The 16,271-nt window shown below is 43.7% G+C and carries 13 protein-coding genes and 2 pseudogenes; 11 read left to right on the top strand and 4 right to left on the bottom strand.

Annotated features, from left to right (window positions below; translation table 11 throughout):
• A partial coding sequence (locus DP116_RS17915; protein WP_169156461.1) for an RNA-guided endonuclease InsQ/TnpB family protein occupies positions 1-269 on the top strand: 269 nt, incomplete at its 5' end.
• Between the two features lie 170 nt (positions 270-439).
• Here the strand turns inward: DP116_RS17915 and DP116_RS17910 are convergent.
• Positions 440-1,285, bottom strand: coding sequence for a M15 family metallopeptidase (locus DP116_RS17910; RefSeq protein WP_169156460.1), 846 nt, complete (start codon positions 1,283-1,285; stop codon positions 440-442).
• 100 nt (positions 1,286-1,385) lie between these two features.
• On the opposite strand from DP116_RS17910, the pseudogene DP116_RS17905 reads away from it, so the two are divergent.
• From DP116_RS17905 to DP116_RS30395, 8 genes and pseudogenes are all read left to right on the top strand, one after another.
• Positions 1,386-2,327: pseudogene (locus tag DP116_RS17905) on the top strand (AEC family transporter).
• 504 nt (positions 2,328-2,831) lie between these two features.
• Complete coding sequence (locus tag DP116_RS17900; protein ID WP_169156459.1) at positions 2,832-3,512, top strand: S-layer homology domain-containing protein; 681 nt, start codon at positions 2,832-2,834, stop codon at positions 3,510-3,512.
• A gap of 200 nt (positions 3,513-3,712) precedes the next feature.
• Positions 3,713-5,620 (top strand): 1-deoxy-D-xylulose-5-phosphate synthase, encoded by a 1,908-nt coding sequence (gene dxs, locus DP116_RS17895; protein WP_169156458.1) that lies wholly within the window; start codon positions 3,713-3,715, stop codon positions 5,618-5,620.
• A gap of 589 nt (positions 5,621-6,209) precedes the next feature.
• On the top strand, positions 6,210-6,326 hold the full coding sequence (locus DP116_RS17890; RefSeq protein ID WP_169156457.1) for a photosystem II reaction center protein I: 117 nt from the start codon (positions 6,210-6,212) through the stop codon (positions 6,324-6,326).
• 260 nt (positions 6,327-6,586) lie between these two features.
• Positions 6,587-9,088 carry a DUF3769 domain-containing protein gene (locus DP116_RS17885; protein WP_169156456.1) on the top strand — a complete coding sequence of 834 codons (2,502 nt, stop codon included), beginning with the start codon at positions 6,587-6,589 and terminating at the stop codon, positions 9,086-9,088.
• Positions 9,089-9,219: 131 nt separating this feature from the next.
• On the top strand, positions 9,220-9,498 hold the full coding sequence (locus DP116_RS17880; RefSeq protein ID WP_169156455.1) for a type II toxin-antitoxin system RelE/ParE family toxin: 279 nt from the start codon (positions 9,220-9,222) through the stop codon (positions 9,496-9,498).
• Between the two features lie 11 nt (positions 9,499-9,509).
• Entirely contained in the window at positions 9,510-9,809 is a 300-nt protein-coding gene (locus tag DP116_RS17875) for a HigA family addiction module antitoxin (protein WP_169156454.1), read from the top strand.
• A 9-nt stretch (positions 9,810-9,818) separates the two neighbouring features.
• The gene (locus DP116_RS30395) at positions 9,819-9,950 is read left to right on the top strand and encodes a DUF3769 domain-containing protein (RefSeq protein WP_169156463.1); all 132 of its coding nucleotides are present in this window, start codon (positions 9,819-9,821) and stop codon (positions 9,948-9,950) included.
• A gap of 45 nt (positions 9,951-9,995) precedes the next feature.
• Here DP116_RS30395 and DP116_RS17865 read toward each other — a convergent pair whose 3' ends face one another.
• The gene (locus DP116_RS17865) at positions 9,996-10,691 is read right to left on the bottom strand and encodes a pyridoxamine 5'-phosphate oxidase family protein (protein ID WP_169156453.1); all 696 of its coding nucleotides are present in this window, start codon (positions 10,689-10,691) and stop codon (positions 9,996-9,998) included.
• A 52-nt stretch (positions 10,692-10,743) separates the two neighbouring features.
• Entirely contained in the window at positions 10,744-11,223 is a 480-nt protein-coding gene (locus DP116_RS17860) for a GNAT family N-acetyltransferase (RefSeq protein ID WP_169156462.1), read from the bottom strand.
• Positions 11,224-11,331: 108 nt separating this feature from the next.
• Here DP116_RS17860 and pdxR point away from each other — a divergent pair.
• Positions 11,332-12,873: pseudogene (pdxR, locus tag DP116_RS17855) on the top strand (MocR-like pyridoxine biosynthesis transcription factor PdxR).
• Here pdxR and DP116_RS17850 read toward each other — a convergent pair.
• Positions 12,814-14,511, bottom strand: coding sequence for a hypothetical protein (locus DP116_RS17850; protein WP_169156452.1), 1,698 nt, complete (start codon positions 14,509-14,511; stop codon positions 12,814-12,816). The pseudogene pdxR and the gene DP116_RS17850 overlap by 60 nt on opposite strands.
• 204 nt (positions 14,512-14,715) lie before the next feature.
• On the opposite strand from DP116_RS17850, the gene DP116_RS17845 reads away from it, so the two are divergent.
• A partial coding sequence (locus DP116_RS17845) for a glycoside hydrolase family 38 N-terminal domain-containing protein (protein WP_479686324.1) occupies positions 14,716-16,271 on the top strand: 1,556 nt, incomplete at its 3' end.

The following is a 16,271-nucleotide window of genomic DNA, read 5'->3' as shown; positions in this document are numbered from 1 at the left end:
GAATGTTGGCTAATCACAAATTAGCCAAAGCGATAGCTGATATGAGTTTCTTTGAATTTCGTCGCCAGCTAACTTACAAGTGCGAACTGTATGGTTCAAAGCTGGTTGTGGTTGATAGGTGGTTTCCTAGTTCTAAGACTTGTTCTAACTGTGGAACCAAAAAAGAAACACTCTCACTATCTCAAAGAGTGTTTGAGTGTGGTCATTGTGCTTTCGTGATTGACCGTGATTTAAACGCGGCAATCAATTTGAAGAACGCGGTCAGTTAGACCGTATAAGCCTGTGGACTGGTTGAAGCCGACTTCTCCAGATTGAAGCAGGAAGTAAACGAAACTCAAACCCAATTGAATAGCTTTGATAGGTGTTGATTAGGTTTGAGCAGGATTTATATAACGGAAGCTACGAAATTGTCTGGTGGTTCCCTCACTTCCTCACTCCCTCATCTGGCCCCACTTCTCGACTCTTCCTGTTGTGAGATCTGAGCAGGTTTCAAATTTCTGGCTTTGTAGAAAGTTTCCAAGCTATCGCGATCGCCCACAAAACGCCAATGCCAAGGTTCATAACTCACACCTTGAGCATTGTCTTTAGGAAAGGAGATCTCAAAGCTGAAACGTGCTGCATTAGCTTGTAGCCATTGATAAGCCTTGGTTTTTTCAAAGTTGGTCGTGAGATTTGTTGCTGGTGCTGCCCCATCTCCAACATCCACAGCATAACCTGTGTGATGTTCGCTATGACCAGGGGGAGCGCTAACAGCAGCCCGTTCCGCTGGAGTCTGATTCCGCTGGGCACCAACGGCAAAAAACAACTGCTCTTGCTCTTTTATCGAGCGAAAACCGGAAACGGGTACTAATACAACACCTGCACTCCGCGCTGCTGCTGCCATTTCTAGAAACTTTTGGGCGGCTGCTTTTCGCATTTTTATACGTCTATCATTAGAAATCGGTTGTAGTTCAGACTCAGGCGCTTCTGAGTAAACAAAATGACCTAAAACTGTATTATCTTTTGAGGTGGCTGAATTACCCGATTTTGATGGAGTTGCGGGAGTTGAACTAGCAGGGGGGGACTGAGAATCCTTCGTCTTTTTAGGTGTGACAACGAAAAACAAAAAACCGCTAACAACGGCTATCAACACAACTCCCACCACTCCCCCAATGATTAAAAACAACGGGCGAATGCTGACCTTCTTGGCTGCTGCATCAGGAGTATCACGCAAAGCTTCCGGAATATCTTCGCCGGAACTAGATGGTTTGTTTTGCGGTTTCTCGGAAAACCCAGCATTATCCAAAGCTCAACTCCTGCGTTTGCTCAATATCATAACAAATTGTAAACTGGAGAAAAGGGAAGGCAATACGTAAAATTTTGCATCTACATCTTACGGTTTAATTTTGACAAACCTCCTAGAACTCTATCTCAAGTTAGTGTTCCTAGTCCTAGTAGGATACCTTTTAGGACGCAGGCTGTCTACGACAGTTCCTATCCGTTTGGGACAGTTCCTTTTTTGGGTAGGAGTGCCGATAGGTATTATCATCTTCTTACGCAAGGCTGACTTATCAGCACAAATTTGGATTGCGCCAGCGTTAAGCGAAGCTCTGCCGTAGGCAATCGCCCACTCAGCCATTTTATTAGGAGCACTTTTCGCTCTTGCAGCAATTAAAGGACAGGCTTATCTCACAAATACCGCTCCCCACAAATCGACTCAAGGCAGTTTTATCTTAGCGGCAATGGTGGGTAACACAGGATATATTGGCTATCCCGTTACCCTGTCAATAGTTGGTACACAATACTTTGCTTGGGCGTTGTTTTATGATTTACTGGGGACAACATTGGGGGCTTATGGACTCGGTGTTGCCTTGGCAGCTCGTTTTGGTGGTGGTGTTCATAGCCATTTGCAGGTTATTAAGGCAATTATTATTAATCCAGATCTATGGAGTTTTGGGTTTGGCTTACTATTTCGAGAGGTAAAAATCCCTGCACCAGTGGAATTTTGGCTAGAGTTAGTTGCTTGGAGTTGTGTTGCTTTATCTCTGGTACTTATTGGAATGCGACTAAGTAAACTGACTTCGTGGCACAGTTTACCAAGGGCAAGCATCAGCATAGGAATCAAAATGCTAATTGTGCCACTGATTTTAGGTAGTATTTTACCACTTTTTGGTTTAACTGGGACAACCGCACGGGCGATTGTCCTGCAAATGGCTATGCCTCCAGCTTTTGCTACACTGGTGATTGCGGAAACTTTTCATCTTGACCGCGACCTTGCTGTCACTGCATTGGCTATGGGTTCTATGGTTTTGCTGGTGACTCTGCCAATTTGGTTGTGGTTGTTTTGATTTGAGAGAATTTTTCTAGGGTTTTGAACTGTAACTTAATTGCTGGACAAAGTTAGACTTTATTAGACTATTTGTCCACGTGCTACAATAGTGTTAACGCGAAACAAGAGCGAAAAATTTAAGGCTTGAGAACCTGAACAAAACTCTTAAGAGTAATCCTACCTGTAACAAGGCGGTTGAAAAAACCAGAAACCTTAATAGGATCGAAAATAATGGGGTAGAGTAGCAAAGTTTCTCAGAAAACACAATAAATAGGATAAGTTCTATCCAAATTTAAGCCTGTGGACTGGTTTGATGCCGACATCTCCAGGATGAAACAGGAAGCAATCTGGGCAGTGTCTAACAAAGTCTAACTTTGTCTAGTTTTGTCCTAGTGTTGTAGAACGGTATAGGCAACATTACCAAACAGAAGCTCGTCTAATTATCTGCTGTGTTTTCCGCAAACAGGTAAACCAAAGTTGGTAATTCTTGCATTCACAGTAGCAGTTCAAAGCGGTTGTCATCATGCGTCAGCTTCTAGGTACTCTTTCATTGCTCGCACTATTGCAATTAGTTCCTAACATAGTTTCTGCCCAAGAAAAACCCAGTACTAAAAAAACATCCAACTCAATTGCACGAGTAGTTGCTGCCAAAGTGATGACGAACTATCCAGATGGACAGTTCTATCCAGAACGTTTGCTCAGTCGGGCAGAATTAGCTTCTATTCTGGTGAAAGCTTTTCATCTGGAGAAACGACAAGCCGTCACCAAGGAGAATGTAAAAGTGACAGATGTCCCTCCTTCCAATCCAGCGTTTAATGACATTCAGATAGTCTTAAAAACCGATATTATGAAAGGCTATCGCGGGAATCTTTTTTTTCCCAATCAAAGAATCACCAGGGCTGAAGCTTTAGCGATTTTTGCTCAAGCATATGGAGTCTTTCAGTTTCCAGATCAAACAGTAAATGAAATACTTTCCCAATATCCTGATGCAGCGTCTATTCCGGGTTGGGCAAAAAAGGCGATCGCCACAGCAGCAACTGAGGGATTCATCAATACAGATACACAAGGCAATCTTTCACCCTCACAACCCATGACTCGTGGGGAGATGGCTCATATATTAAGTAAATATTTGCAAAGACAACAGCCACAAGCCGAAACACCAGAAGTTCCAGGAGGTAATAATAACCCAGAATCTTCTCCCTGAAGTGAACATATACATTGTTTTAAGGACTCTGGGCATTTACGTAAAACTTTGTAAATGCAAAGGTGTTGATTTCCGTTCCAACTGTTGCCGTACCTTAATTTCAGTCTTGGTAAATAAATGCGAGACTGTATGAGGTACTGCTTCACCTGAGCGTGGGAAAATCAAAAATACGAAGAAAGTAGAGAGGAAAACACTACAATATGCACTTGAGTGAGATTACCCATCCTAACCAGTTGCATGGTTTATCAGTTAGACAACTGCAACAGATTGCCCATCAGATTCGAGACAAACATCTCCAAACTGTAGCAGCGACTGGGGGACACCTGGGACCGGGATTGGGTGTTGTAGAGTTGACGTTGGGGCTTTACCAAACGCTAGACTTAGATCGTGATAAAGTCATTTGGGATGTAGGACACCAAGCATATCCTCACAAACTGATTACAGGGCGCTATGATCGCTTCCATACTTTACGGCAAAAAGATGGAATAGCTGGTTATCTCAAGCGCGGTGAAAGCAAGTTTGACCACTTTGGTGCAGGACACGCTTCTACCAGTATTTCTGCCGCTTTGGGTATGGCTTTAGCGCGGGATATCAAAGGCGAAAAATTTAAAGTTGCTGCTGTCATCGGTGATGGTGCACTGACTGGTGGTATGGCATTAGAAGCCATCAACCATGCTGGACACATGCCCAAAACCAACTTGCTTGTTGTCCTCAACGACAACGAGATGTCTATATCTCCCAACGTCGGCGCAATACCCCGCTACTTAAACAAAATGCGCCTCAGTCCTCCAATGCAGTTTCTCACAGATAACTTTGAGGAACAGTTCAAGCAAATTCCTTTCGTGGGTGAATCCCTTTCTCCGGAACTGGCGCGCATCAAAGAAGGGATGAAGCGCTTAGCTGTTCCCAAAGTAGGGGCAGTTTTTGAAGAACTCGGCTTTACCTACATGGGACCTGTGGACGGGCATAATTTAGAGGAATTGATTGCGACTTTCCAACAAGCACATCAAATCCCAGGACCAGTTTTGGTACACGTCGCAACAGTCAAGGGCAAAGGCTATGAAATTGCCGAACTAGACAAAGTTGGCTACCATGCCCAAAACCCCTTCAACCTCTCCACTGGAAAAGCCGCTCCTTCCAGTAAACCTAAACCCCCTGCTTACTCCAAAGTCTTTGCCCATACCCTAGTCAAACTTGCCGAACAAAACCCCAAAATTATTGGTATTACCGCTGCAATGGCAACAGGGACAGGGTTAGACAAACTGCAAGCCAAATTACCCAATCAATATATTGATGTCGGTATTGCCGAACAACACGCCGTCACCCTTGCTGCAGGACTAGCAACTGACGGAATACGTCCTGTCGTCGCTATCTACTCCACCTTCTTGCAACGCGCTTACGATCAAATCATCCACGATGTTTGTATCCAAAATCTGCCAGTGTTCTTCTGTCTAGACAGGGCGGGAATCGTCGGTGCTGATGGTCCGACTCACCAAGGCATGTACGACATTGCCTACCTGCGTTGCATTCCCAACATGGTACTGATGGCACCCAAAGATGAGGCAGAACTGCAACGAATGATAGTCACTGGTGTGAATCATACCACAGGACCAATTGCCATGCGCTTCCCTCGCGGTAACGGTTACGGCGTTCCCCTGATGGAAGAAGGTTGGGAAGCCCTAGAAATCGGCAAAGCAGAAATTCTCCGTAATGGTGATGATGTGTTGATGCTAGGTTACGGCACAATGGTGAATACGGCACTGCAAGCTGCGGAAATTCTCAGTGAACATGGCATCGAAGCCACTGTGATTAATGCCCGTTTTGCTAAACCTCTAGATACCGAATTAATTTTCCCATTGGCTGAGAAAATTGGGCGCGTAGTCACCTTGGAAGAAGGTTGTGTTATGGGCGGCTTCGGTTCAGCAGTTGCAGAAGCACTGTTAGATGCTGACATCGTTGTTCCCGTTAAACGCATAGGTGTGCCAGATGATTTAGTGGAACATGCCGAACCAAATCAATCTAAGGCAGAAATCAGTTTGACGAGTCCTCAAATAGCCCAAACAGTATTACAAGCTTTCTTCAAGCGAGAGTTTTCTGCTGTCGGTTAAATGACTTGCCTTGAAATAAATTTCTCGCTCATAGCTGAAACTTGTTAAAACGGGTAGAAACCTATGTTTATAAGTGTTTTAGTAAGTTAAAACTGACTTTAGCTACAAGCCCAAAATTTATTTCAGGGCATTGTGAAACCTACCAAGATGTCAAAAGTTGAGACTGTAGGAAACATCTGTCTCAAGTAAACGTCTAACCATAACTAGAGACATTAACGGTTTCACCGCTTAAAATTAAGGAGTAGGGTCGGTTCGCCCCGAACTTAACGCTTGTGGACCCGAAGGAGCCGACTCCCCAGGTTGAAGCAAGAAATATTGACCGATGTCCAAAGATGTCCAGTAAATATAGAACAGATTAAAACGTCAGATAACCCTCAACTGGGACACTCGTTGCGCGCTAACATCATTTGCCAAGTTTTCTTGGAAACAAAGCAAAAGACTCTCAACCGACTTGGCGCAAGGCAACTGTTTAGACATCTACTATCAGTGTTCTCTCAAAAGAGAACAATATTTGGGTAAGATAAAGGAGCTATCTTTTGGTGCATCGCAGACACTGAAAGCTTCAAGAGACCCGAAGGAGATATATCTAATGCTGACTTTAAAAATCGTTGTTTATATAGTTGTTACCTTCTTTGTCAGTCTTTTCGTCTTTGGATTTTTGTCGAACGACCCTGCTCGTAACCCTGGTCGTCAGGATTCCGAGTAAAAGCGCGACAAATTTTCTTCGACTACCGGAAGGCGGACGACATTATACGCCACAGGACACTTAGCTCAAATTGGGAAATTCTTTTGCCAGTCGCCTGCATAGGAATACCTCCCAGAGCTATTCTCATACAAAAGCGTGTCCTCCTCCGGGGCGGCTTGCCTTAATCTTAATCTAGATCCAAGGCAACAGCTGGAAGGCACAATGTATAAAGTCCTTCCGGCTATTTATTGGCTGTTTGTTAGCTTGATTCCTGCTAGATTATGCCTCATCCAGTTCCGCCGCCCGAACCGCCTCCTATTCTCGAATCTTCACAATCTGCAAATCCCATGTCAGTCGTTACGACTGACACAAAAGCACTAAATAAAGAGAAATCAGCAAGACAACAGGAAACGCCTCCACTCCAAACTGCTGAGCAAAAGCCATTAATTTATAGTGCTAAGACTTTAGCCGCACCAAATGAGCCGGAAAGTTTACCGCCTGAATTTTCTCCCATCACCGCTTCTAAAAGTGCAGCTTCATTGGGTGAGGTTTCAGTCGGTTATCCGCTACAGCAGCCGGAAACCTCTCATCCATCCAATGGTGACAGTACAAATGCACCAACTAAAACATTCGTTGCTGGAGAACCAGTTACTCAAACACTCACCAAACTGGAGAACTTATCTCACAACCAGACGCGACGCGACCTTAAGACAGCCCAAACACCAAATCAGGGTAACGTTTTCACAGAAAAATCAGGGACTGAGCAACCAGTACAAATAGAATTCAAGACTCGCAACCAAACAACTGAACCGTCCACTCCCACCCCAAATTCCCAAAATCAGTCAGCACCGACCGGACAACCGGACAGCACAATTGAGCCAAAAAGTCAACCATCAGGAACCACTGTACCATCCAAAACGCCGACAGGCAGAGAAAGAATTGTGGAAGTGACTTCTGATAGACAGGAGTATGACGAGCAGCGGCGGATTGTCACCGCTGAAGGTAATGTGGTTGTGCGGTTTGATGGAGCAGTTGTAGATGCCGATCGCCTGCAAGTCAGTTTAGACAATTTGATTGCAGTCGGAGAAGGAAATGTTGCCTTAACACGGGGCGGTCAAATTTTACGTGGTGAGCGCTTTACTTATAACCTTGTCCAAGATAATGGAGAACTGACAAACGGCAGAGGTGATATTTTCCTACCAACAGCAGGGCAAGATTTATCTTTCCTACCCACGGACATCACAGCGGGAGGAACACCAGCGCGTCCTCTGAGCGATCGCATTATAGAAAATCAACCTTTGCAAGCAAGCAGTCCTGGTGGACTCAACATTAACGTAGGTGGTAGAAGGGGTGCGAATAACCTAGCTGTGCCAAAACAAGGCGGTCAAGTCAGACGAGTACGTTTTGAAGCTGGACGAGTTGATTTTAATCCCCGAGGTTGGGAAGCAAAAGATGTCCGCCTGACGAACGATCCTTTTTCACCTCCAGAGTTAGTCATCAGGGCAGACAAAGTGACTCTGACGCGAGAGACACCTTTACGAGACCGGATTAAGACACAGGGACAACGTTTAGTCTTGGATCAACGAACGTCTCTACCCATTCCCAAAGATGAGCAGGTGATTGACCGTAACAAGCGAGACGTTACCCCTGCAATAGCATCTATTGGCTTTGATGGAGATAAGCGAGGCGGCTTGTTTATTGAGCGTAGCTTCCAACTCATCAATACAGAAGGGACAAGATTTAGCATTGCACCAGAATTTTTTGCTCAAAAAGCAGTCACTGGTAACATTGGTAATGTTGTATCGCTGTTTGGCTTCAAGTCAAGATTAAACTCTACTTTGGGTCCACGAACCACTGTAACGGGTTCTGCATTGTTGACGAGTCTTGACTTAGGGGATATAGAAAACAATTTGCGGGCGAATTTGCAGCTGCGCCAGTTATTAGGTGATCAAAATCCCTACAAGGCGACATTTGAATATAGTTATCGCGATCGCTTTTATAATGGTAGCCTCGGCTTTCAAACTGTCCAGAGTAGTATTGGCGGTATTCTTACTTCTCCTGTGATTCCTTTAGGTAACAGCGGTGTCACTTTGAGCTATCAAGGCAGTGCTCAATATATTGATGCTGAAACAGACCGCCAAGACTTGCTCAAACCTAAGCGAGATAATGATCGCATTTCACTGAGTCGTCTGCAAGCGAGTGCAGCTCTCAATAAAGGCTTTGTACTCTGGCGGGGAAAAGGATTACCACCGACACCCACTGAGGGATTACGATATACACCAAACCCAGTCGTTCCCTTTGTTCAAACTTTTGCTGGGCTGACTGGTACTACTAGTTATTACAGCAGTGGTGATACTCAAAACACCTTTAGTGGTACGGTTGGTCTAGAAGGGCAGTTTGGTCATTTCTCTCGACCCTTATTTGATTATACCGCCTTTAGAGTTAGTTACTCCCAAGGTCTAAATAGTGGCTTATCGCCTTTCAAATTTGACCGTTCTGTTGATAACAGAGTATTTAGTGGTGAAATTGTACAGCAAATTTACGGTCCATTCCGGGTTGGCTTTCAAACAACAATCAACTTGGACACTGGGGCACGTACCAGCACCGACTACATCGTAGAGTATAGTCGCCGCACTTATGGAATTACCTTGCGTTACAATCCAGTGCAAGAATTAGGTGGTATAAGTTTCCGAATTAGCGACTTCAATTGGAGTGGCGGAACCGATCCATTTTCTGATCCTTCTGAAGTTAAGCCAGTTGTCAATGGTGTCAGGCGGGATTAGTGATTGATTCCGTCAGATTTATTCAGTGAATATGATGAGATTTACGTGAGTCCTTGCTTCCCTATTTTTTCTCGCCTCACAATGAATTTTGGCGTTTGACAGATGTAACCCTAAGGGTTACAATTAGGGATGTGATTAAAACTATAAAGCATAAAGGACTAAAAAAGCTTTTTGAAGATGATGATAGAAGCGGTATCAACCCATCTTTTGCGGATAAGCTTTTAGACATACTTGACAGACTTGATGCAGCTTCTGAAATTCAGGACATGCGATACCCTGGTTCTGGACTTCATCAATTACAAGGAGACAGAAAAGGAGAATGGTCAGTTACTGTTTCCAAAAATTGGCGTGTCACCTTTACATTTCAGGATGGGGATGCTTACGACGTAAACTACGAGGATTACCACTAAAATTTGAAATCATGATTACTAAAAGAAAACCCAGACATCCGGGAGGATTAATCAAGCGTCAATACCTTGAACCTCTTAACATGACAATCACTGAACTTGCCGAAATTCTTGATGTATCTCGTAAAACTGTATCTGAGATAGTTAATGAACAGGCAAGCATTACACCGAATATGGCGCTTCGATTGGCTAGAGCATTTCAAACCACTCCTGAACTTTGGTTAAATCTTCAGCAGAAATATGACCTTTGGTGTGCTGCAAATGAATCAGAAGCTTGGAAAGAAATATCGCCTATCAATCTACAAACTTGTTGAAAAACACAAATCTCTCGACCGTTTTTTGATTACACCGGCTTTAGAGTTAGTTACTCTCAGGGTCTAAAAAGGGGATCAAGGCTCTTCCTTTACACAGATGATACCTTGTCTGTTGTGCGATTGGACATGGACGATTGGTGAAAAATCAAGCAAAACAAGTTTTATTTTCGCCTACAGTATTGACTACTACTCAGACTCCACATAAAGACGTGTATAATTTTGTATGTAATCTGGTTGGGTAATTCCTGTATGCAAGCGTGGATCGGCGATCGCATCACCAGCAACCACTTGCAAAGGCAAAACACCTGCCCATACAGATAAACTATAATCTTCCTCATCATCCAGTGGTGGACCTGTCCGCACTTTAGCAGATGCTTCTGTAATCGGAAGGGAAAGCACTAAAGTTCCCTGTAATTCTTGACGATTGGGTGGGCGAACCTCTGCCCATCGCTCTGGTACAATATGCTCAGTAAAAGCTCGCAGTGCTTCTAGCTTTTCGTCAGCACCTTGCACGAGGGTAGCTGTACCAAATATAACCACAGAACGGTAGTTCATAGAGTGGTGAAACGCCGAACGCGCCAGTACTAAACCATCTAGCAAAGTGACTGTTACGCAAACTTCGATACCAGTAAGCAGAGAACGCAACATCCGACTTGCAGGTGAACCGTGAATATAGAGTTTGTCTTCCACACGACCGTAAGCAGTTGGAATGACAAACGGCTGGTTATCTACAACAAATCCTACATGACAAATCAACCCTTCATCTAAAATCTCATAGATAAGCTGACGCTCATAATGACCGCGCTGAGAAACTCGTTTAATTGAGGTGCGTTGTGTGGGAGTGAACTGTTCCTGGTTGATTTGATTATTTAAAGTACTCATCTTTTTGGACTCCAATTGCACAAAATTGCTGTAAGTATTGAGTTTTGTAACTTTACAAATCTAAATGCATGGCGTTACTACTGGAAAAACCAAGTTGCTCATACACTGGTTTACCTGATGGAGAGGCGTTAAGAACCACTCGCGTACAACCTACTGCTTTCAAATAGTTAACTGTTGTGCTGGTTAATTGCTTAGCAATACCTTGTCTGCGATAAGCTGGCTCAACGTAAACGCACCAAATGTATCCATATTTGCGGTATTCTGGGATAAAAACATTTGGGTTTAAACCTGAGTAGAGTTGACAACTTGCAGAACCTACAACAACTGCACCATTAACTTCTGCAACAAACGCTTTGTAAAACAAATCCCGACGCGCCTGTTCTATAAACTGGAGTGTTATCTCAAGCCAGTTAGGGTTGATGGCGTCATCAGGAACGCCAATATCTTGCCACATTTGGTAAAAGTGCTTTGCAATCAGTGAGTCTTCTTGTGGAGTTGCTTCTCTGATATTAATTTGTCCTTCTATCAGCATTTTTAGGAACTTTGAATTCCAACAATAACAGCGTAATTCTCCATAGTGGTCTTTTACAAGAGCCACTTTTATGATTTGATATAAGTCCACTTTGAAAGCTCAGCAAGTATGGATTTTGCCATTACGCTGGATAGTAATTCTCCTCTACCACTTCATCAACAGCTTTACGAAGAACTACGTCAAGCCATTCTTGGCGGAAGGTTATTACCAGGAAGGCGCATTCCTTCCACACGTCAGCTTGCCAAATCTTTAGGAATTTCTCGCACGACTGTGACTCAAACCTACGATCAACTTTTGAGTGAAGGCTACATACAAACTGTTGTCGGTTCTGGTACTTTTGTTTGCACTCAACTTCCTGATGATTTACTGTGTTCAGCGCCTATTCCATCAACTGGAAAGATGACTCGTTCACCAGTCAAATTATCTAAGTATGGTGATTATTTAATTAAGACAGAAGATGTCCCCAGAATTCCTGAACCTGAAATGGCGATTAACTTCCGCTACGGACGACCAGCTTTAGAGCAGTTTCCTATCAAGCTGTGGCGCAGGCTACTTTCTCATCACTGTTGCTCTGATTTGCAATGGCTCGATTACTCAAGGGATATTCTAGGATACAAACCTTTGCGGGAAGCTATTTCTCGATATCTCTCTCGTTCTCGCGCTGTGAACTTTTTACCAGAACAAGTGCTGATTGTCAATGGTACGCAGCAAGCACTTGATTTAATTGTCCGCTTGTTCATTGAACCTGATGATGTTATCGGTTTAGAAGACCCAGGCTACTTAAGCGCACGGCTCATCTTTCAGACTCATGGTGCTAAACTCTTACCTATTGCTGTGGATGAGTCTGGCTTGGTGGTTAAAAACTTAGCTCACCATTCTAGCGAACAAATCCGGCTTGTTTATGTGACACCTTCTCACCAATTTCCCACTGGTGCAATACTTTCGCTACCCCGACGCTTGGAACTACTCACTTGGGCACGAAAAACGGGAGCTTTGATCATCGAAGATGACTATGATAGTGAATATCGTTATGGTGACAGACCTATTCCAGCTTTGCAAGGATTGGATCGCAGTGATTCTGTACTTTATATTGGTACGTTTTCCAAAGTGCTGTTTCCTTCGCTGCGGATTGGTTATTTGGTACTGCCAAAAAATTTGGTTTCTGCTTTAGCTCGTGGTAAATGGTTGAGCGATGTCTGACGACAAGCCGCTTCGCGTCTACGCCACTTACCAATACTAGAACAACAAGTTCTTACAGACTTTATCAACGAAGGGCATTTAGAACGCCATATTAGAAAAATGCGATCGCTTTACGATAAGCGTCGTCAAGCGCTTGTGAAGGCATTAAATGTTCATTTTGGGGAAAAAGCAACGATTTTAGGGGAAAAGGCAGGAATTCATGTCATGGTGCGACTACACACTGATTTCAGTGATGAAGAGATTATCCAACGTGCTGTCTTGCATGGTATCAGCATGATGTCTGCTGCACCTCATTATCTGGGACCGCACTCTCAAGGTGAATTTATCTTTGGTTACGGTGAGTTGACAGAGCAGCAGCTGATGGATAGTATTTCTATGATAGCTCAAATGTTATTTGATTCGCAAAACCTTCCGCAAAAATACACCAATTTTCACGAAAATTTCTTCTAGCCAAAGCATGATGCGGTCTAGCCATTCAAGAACTTGCTCCAGAGGATGTTTTGCATACCCAATCGTTTGAGCTTGTGTTTCAATCCAATCTGGCTTTGCCTCAACTTGAGTCGTTTTCTGCTGCTGATAAAGAATTTCTCCCTTGTTATCCTTAATTAGGTTGCTATCACTTTCAAATTGAGAAATAGGGGAATCGGAAGATGAGGAGAACTTCCAAATTTTATTTTCGTAGCTTGACCGTAGGGAATATTTGGAATTTTGAATTAGCTCCTTGGCTTGACTCAGGACGCTGAACGATTTGAAATTGATTTGTCTCCTTATCTTCACAGAAGGACTCGCGGGGAGAGCAGACTTTGGAGACTCAGAAGGACTTGCGGGGAGAGCAGATTTTGGAGACTCAGATGATGTCACTAATAATTGTTGCTCGTTAACAACCTCTGTAACCTCTTGCAAATCCCCAAACAAATCATCCATAGTTAACCAAGGATCTTCTATATTCTCGCTTGGTAAATCAGGGCTTTCCGGCAAAACTGAGGAAGAAGGACGCTGTGGTAAATTTACAGTTTTTGGTTGATTCTTGAAACCTATTGATAACGCGTCAATACTATTTGTTGGAGTTTTTTGCTCTAGTTTATTAGTGTTGCGTTCGCCAAAAAAATAGTTAATTGCCCCCCAAATTAGAGCTTGGATTTTTGAGGCTTGATGTTCCCAATTACCATCTAATGATCTTTGTTCAGTTGTCAGTTGCTGCTCTTTACCGTAGATAAATATATTTAGCTGATTTTGAACAGCTTGGAGCAATTGTCCACTCGTACGAGATATTGTGACTACAGCACGAGATTCTATTTGGGCGATCGCTGTGTCTAGTAATGGTAGTTTTTGGGAAAGGTTAGGTAACTTTTTATACTGATTTTTAAATTCTGTTCCCGTTGCTTGAGGTAGGGCAGGTATGCTTTTCTTACTACCCGTTAATTTGTTCAACAGACGGTCAATTTCAGATAATACTTTTGTTTGGTCTTCGCTTTGAGTTAACTCGCAAGAATGCCAATATGTTGCAACTTCGTCAAGAATCCGGTTTTGCAATATTTCCTGCTGCTGGGGCGTTAAAATATCGAGAATTTCATTTTCAATCGTAACGAGTACCAAATTGCGATTTCCTAAATCTGAAGCAATTCCCCGCACTATTGGGGGAGATGAGGGAGTCAGGGAGTCAGAGAGTGAAGGAGTCAGGGGAGATGAGACAGTCGGGAACAGAGGAAAATGAGGGATCCACAGATAATGGGAGTTATTTGTCCCCGTGCTTCCCTGATCCCCTGCTTCTGGAATTTGCAGAGTCACCGCTGCTTCTAGAACTCGCTGAATGGGAGTATCTACAGAAACAGTTTCGACAATCTCAGTCTGATTTTCTTGTAACTGGAACCTGGGTTGTTGCTCATTTGTATGCAGTTGTTTACCAGCTGACTCTGTTGCTTGGCGAATCAGCAGATACACGCTCGTAAGTAGAGCCTCTAATGACCAATTAGCTGCGACTTGTACATGCCGTATGGTACGCTCAAACTGTTGACCCCAGCGCCGAGATTGCTGGTGGAAAAAGTTAAAAAGTCTGCTTTGATAACGACCAGGGGTAGCAGGAGGCATAAGTAATTCAAAGTTCAAAATTCAAAGTTCAAAATTAAGAAAACAACCAGTGCTAGCAATTGGTCTAGTCCCTAGCTGTGTACAAGTTAAATGCGTAACGACTAGGTGAACTTTTATTAAGAGTGTTGCTGAGCTGTTGGACTCGTACCAAACAATAAATCAAAGACTGTTGATGATTATGAGCTTCCTCATCTTAGCGAAATTATGACCTCTCCAGTATCTCAAGCCAATACTAAATTTATCTCGGAAGCAATTGAGAAGTTGCGATCATATGTAAGAGTGAATAATTTGTCATCCTGGCAATGCTTGGAAGCTGACTTATCTGTGGCTGATGTTAGCACCTGCGACTTTTCGCTTTGGAATCTTGCCCAGTTAAACGCCAAAGGACACATTGCTTGGACTGGGGGGCAAAAAGTGATATGGTTAGTACAAAAATTGGTTGTTCCCCAGAATTTACAGGGTTACCCGCTAAAGGGCTTGTCTTTGCGGCTATCGTTGGTTTGGTGGGCGGACTCTGCTCAAGTTTATGTCAATGGGAAGTTGGTACTTGAGGGAGATTTGTTTGATTGTTCACTGAGAGTGCTACTGAGTTCTAGGGTGACACCAGGAAATGAGTTTATCATAGCTTTGCGTTTGGTGAGTCCGAGTCATTGTGATGGTGCTGTTGTAAAGTCGCTCCTGATTTATGAGTCTACGGATGAGAATCATCCTGATCCCGGTTTTGTGGCTGATGAGTTGGCTGTGATGCAGCGGTTTTTGGAAACTTTTGAGCCTGAGAGTTTGGAGGATTTGGCGGGGACTGTGGCGGGGATTGATTGGAAGGAAACGAACCGCCTTAGCGCAGCGTGTCCGCAGGACATAGGCGCGTTCGGCGGAAGCCGTCTCGAAGAGAAGGACGCCAAGGAAGAGAAGAAAGAGTTTGAGAATTTACTGTTTGCTCTTCGTCAGAGGTTGTTGGAATCGAAGATACAAAATATTAATTCAAAAATTTACTTATTGGGTCATGCTCATCTTGATTTAGCTTGGCTTTGGCCTGTGAGTGAAACTTGGAAGGCTGCACAAAGTACTTTTGAGTCGGTTCTTAAACTCCAGCAAGATTTTCCGGAGTTAATTTTTTGTCATTCTTCGCCGGTGCTTTATGCTTGGATTGAAGAACATCGTCCGGATTTGTTTGATGCGATTCAAGAAGCGGTGAAAGCTGGGCGTTGGGAAGTTGTGGGAGGTTTTTGGGTTGAACCGGAGTTGAATTTAATTGCTGGTGAATCTATTGTTCGTCAGTTGTTGTATGGTCAGCGTTATGTGTTGGAGAAGTTTGGCAAGCTTTCTTCTGTTGTGTGGGTACCAGATAGTTTTGGTTTTTGTGCAACTTTGCCGCAGTTTTTCGCGAGTGCTGGTGTTGAGTATTTCGTGACTCAGAAGTTGCGCTGGAATGATACGACGAAGTTTGATTATGGTGCTTTTTGGTGGCGATCGCCTGACGGTAGTCAAATCTTTAGCTATATGTCTGCCCTTGTTGGTGAAGGTATCGACCCTGTTAAAATGGCGTCCTACGCTTGTGAATGGCAAACCCAAACTGGTCTTTCTGACGCTCTTTGGCTTCCTGGCGTAGGTGACCACGGTGGCGGTCCCACTCGTGATATGTTAGAAACTGCTCAGCGTTGGCAAAAATCTCCTTTGTTCCCGAAGCTAGAATTTACGACTGCCGAAAATTATCTACAGCAAATCAAGAATAGACAAGAAAATAATTCTCCCCCTGCTTC

Source organism: Brasilonema bromeliae SPC951, assembly GCF_012912135.1.
GTDB lineage: Bacteria > Cyanobacteriota > Cyanobacteriia > Cyanobacteriales > Nostocaceae > Brasilonema > Brasilonema bromeliae.
Note: the sequence above shows the minus strand (reverse complement) of the source record. Positions and strands in the feature narration are given on the sequence as shown.